Consider the following 2,718-nt stretch of genomic DNA (forward strand, 5'->3'; position numbering starts at 1 on the left):
GGTAAGGTATTCATAACAGCCCCACCATCTTTTCTACTCCCAACAAATTACCTGGACGACCAGATACCCCTACCCCAAAGAGTACCTCTGATTCCCCACTATAGCGACTTAGTAGCAAAGCCCAAGCTGCTTTAAGTAAAGTAGCCATAGTCAGACGGTGCTCTCTAACTAAGAATTGGAGAGCTTTAGTTGTTGTCTGTCCTAAATTGATTTGCTCTTCTTGATAAGAGGAGGAATGTTGCCGTCGCTGTTGTTGGCTTCTTTCTACTACTAACGGGGTGGGAGTAGTAAACCCTTGCAAACTTTGTCGCCAAAATTCTTCTGCTGCCTCTTGATTTTGCTGTTGTAACCAGAGAATATAATCTTGGTAAGGAGGTACAGGTGGTAGGTTGCATCTCTTACCTTGATTATAAGATTCGTAGCAACTCAGAACTTCTTTGACAATTATAGGGGAGCACCAACCATCTACAAGGATATGGTGGACACTCCAAATCAGTTTACAAGTTTGATTTCCTAGCCTAATCAATGTACATCGCATCAGAGGTGCTTGATTCAGTTGAAAACCTTTCTCGCGGTCTTCCCTCAAAAATTCTTCTAGTTTTTGCTGTTGCTCTGTTGAGGACAAATCTTGCCAATCTAAATAGCTCCAAGGTAAATCTACCTGTTTTCTCACCACTTGTAAAGGTTGTTTACGACCCTCCCAAACAAACATGGTACGTAAAACTCCATGTCGTTGTACTACTTGTTGCCATGACTGTTTTAAGGTCTCTTGATTGACTTGACCAGAGAGTGTTAGTAAAATCTGCTCCAAGTAAACACCGGAATTGGGGTCGGAAAGGGTGTGAAACAGGAGCCCTTCTTGCATAGGAGAAAGGGGATAGATCGACTCAATATTATTGTTTTTTTGATATTTTTGTGATCCTACCATTGCTAATCTTAGTTAATTTTAGTTAATTTCTGCTATTAGATCGTCAAGTTCTTCCTGAGTAAAATCAACTGCAGGAAAGTCTGAAGGAGTAAATCCTTGAGCATCTGGTGACTGACAGTGAGCGATCAAATTTTGCAAAACATTTATGTATTTTTCTGCCAGGCTTTCAATGGTTAAAGGATCATGATTACGACTATTGTAAGTCCAGATAATTTGGAACTGACCTTCTACAATCAAGGCATTAATCTCCAACAAATGGGCACGATTTATTTGAGGACTTTCATTAGCTCCAGTCGACTCCCAGGCCCCTTGCCAACTCACCTGTTGAGATTGACTACTCTTAAACTGACCCAGGTAGTTGAAACTCACCTCTGCTGGTGGCAATGCTGCTAGCTGAGTGCGGATTTGTTCATCCTGATTCAAATACCGTAGAATACCGTAGCCAATGCCACGTTCGGGAATCTCCCTCAACTGTTCTTTTACAGACTTGAGCACCTCCCCAACTTCTTTTGATGACAGTTGTAGCTGTACTGGGAACATACTGGTAAACCACCCCACCGTGCGAGATAAATCAACATCTGCGAATAATTCTTCTCGTCCGTGCCCCTCTAAGTCTATTAGTATTGTTTCTGTTCCCATCCACTCTCCTAAACTCACGACTAAGGCTGTCACCAATACATCATTTATTTGAGTGTTGTAAGCAGATGGGACTTCCTGTAGTAAAGCTGTTGTCTCCTCTTTGCTCAATGTCTGAGTCACATTGACAGCATTGCCTACAGTGTTGTTGGCTTTTCCCTCTGGATAATCTATCGGTAAGGAAACTATCTCTGACCAGGGCTGATTTAACCAATAATCCAGTTCTGGCTGCAACTTTTGAGATTGCCCATATTCTACTAAGCGCATCGCCCAATCTTGAAAAGCTGTAGTTTTTTCTGGCAGTTTTATAGTTTCTCCCTTAGACAATTGTTCGTATGCTTCAAATAGGTCTTCTAGCAATATGCGCCAGGAGACACCATCTACTGCTAGGTGATGAATGATAATTAATAAACGCCCCTCAACTTGACTACCTAAGTTAAACAGCACTACTCTGATTATGGGACCATCACTCAGGTTTAAGCTGGCCTGTTGTGCTGTTGCTGTCTGCTCTAAGAGGGTTAGTTGCTCAGTTTCTGATAATTTTGATAAGTCTACTACTTGGAATGACATACTTTCCAACTTACCAGAATTGATTTGCTGCCAAGAATTACTTGTTTTATGATACCGCAAACGTAGGGCATCGTGATGTTCTAGTATTTTTTCGACTACTTGCAATAGCAAATCTGGTTTGATATCGGGTGAAACTGATAACAGCAGAGATTGGTTGAAGTGGTGCATCTGTTGGAGATTTTGTTCAAAAAACCAATGCTGAATTGGAGTCAACGGTATTTCCCCTGTCACTAAACCTTGTTGATGTTGCACGTTTGCCATCGCTCCTGCCACTGCTGCTTGTTCGGCGATGGTTTGATTTTGTAATAGCTGTTTAGTCGTCAGTTGAATACCTGCTTTTTGGGCACGGGCTACTATTTGAATACTAATAATTGAATCTCCTCCTAGTTCAAAGAAGTTATCGTGTATACCCACCTGTTCTATACCCAACACTTCTCTCCAAATCTCTGCTAATACCTTCTGTGTCTCCGTTTCAGGAGCTACATACTCCGTTGACACACTACTGGCCACATCCGGTACAGGCAAAGCCTTACGGTCTACTTTGCCATTGGGAGTCAGAGGCAATTGCGACAACACCATCAACC

At 42.1% G+C, this 2,718-nt stretch carries 2 protein-coding genes; both read right to left on the reverse strand.

Going from position 1 to position 2,718, the window contains the following annotated elements:
* Nucleotides 1–10: 10 nt before the first annotated feature.
* Nucleotides 11–928 (reverse strand): condensation domain-containing protein, encoded by a 918-nt coding sequence (locus tag F6K37_RS37510; protein ID WP_287256103.1) that lies wholly within the window; start codon nt 926–928, stop codon nt 11–13.
* Nucleotides 929–946: 18 nt separating this feature from the next.
* Nucleotides 947–2,718 (reverse strand): condensation domain-containing protein (locus F6K37_RS37515; RefSeq protein ID WP_287256105.1); only part of this gene is annotated, 1,772 nt, incomplete at its 5' end.

The sequence above is a fragment of the Moorena sp. SIO4E2 genome, assembly GCF_010671945.1.
In the GTDB taxonomy this organism is placed as follows: Bacteria; Cyanobacteriota; Cyanobacteriia; order Cyanobacteriales; family Coleofasciculaceae; genus Moorena; species Moorena producens.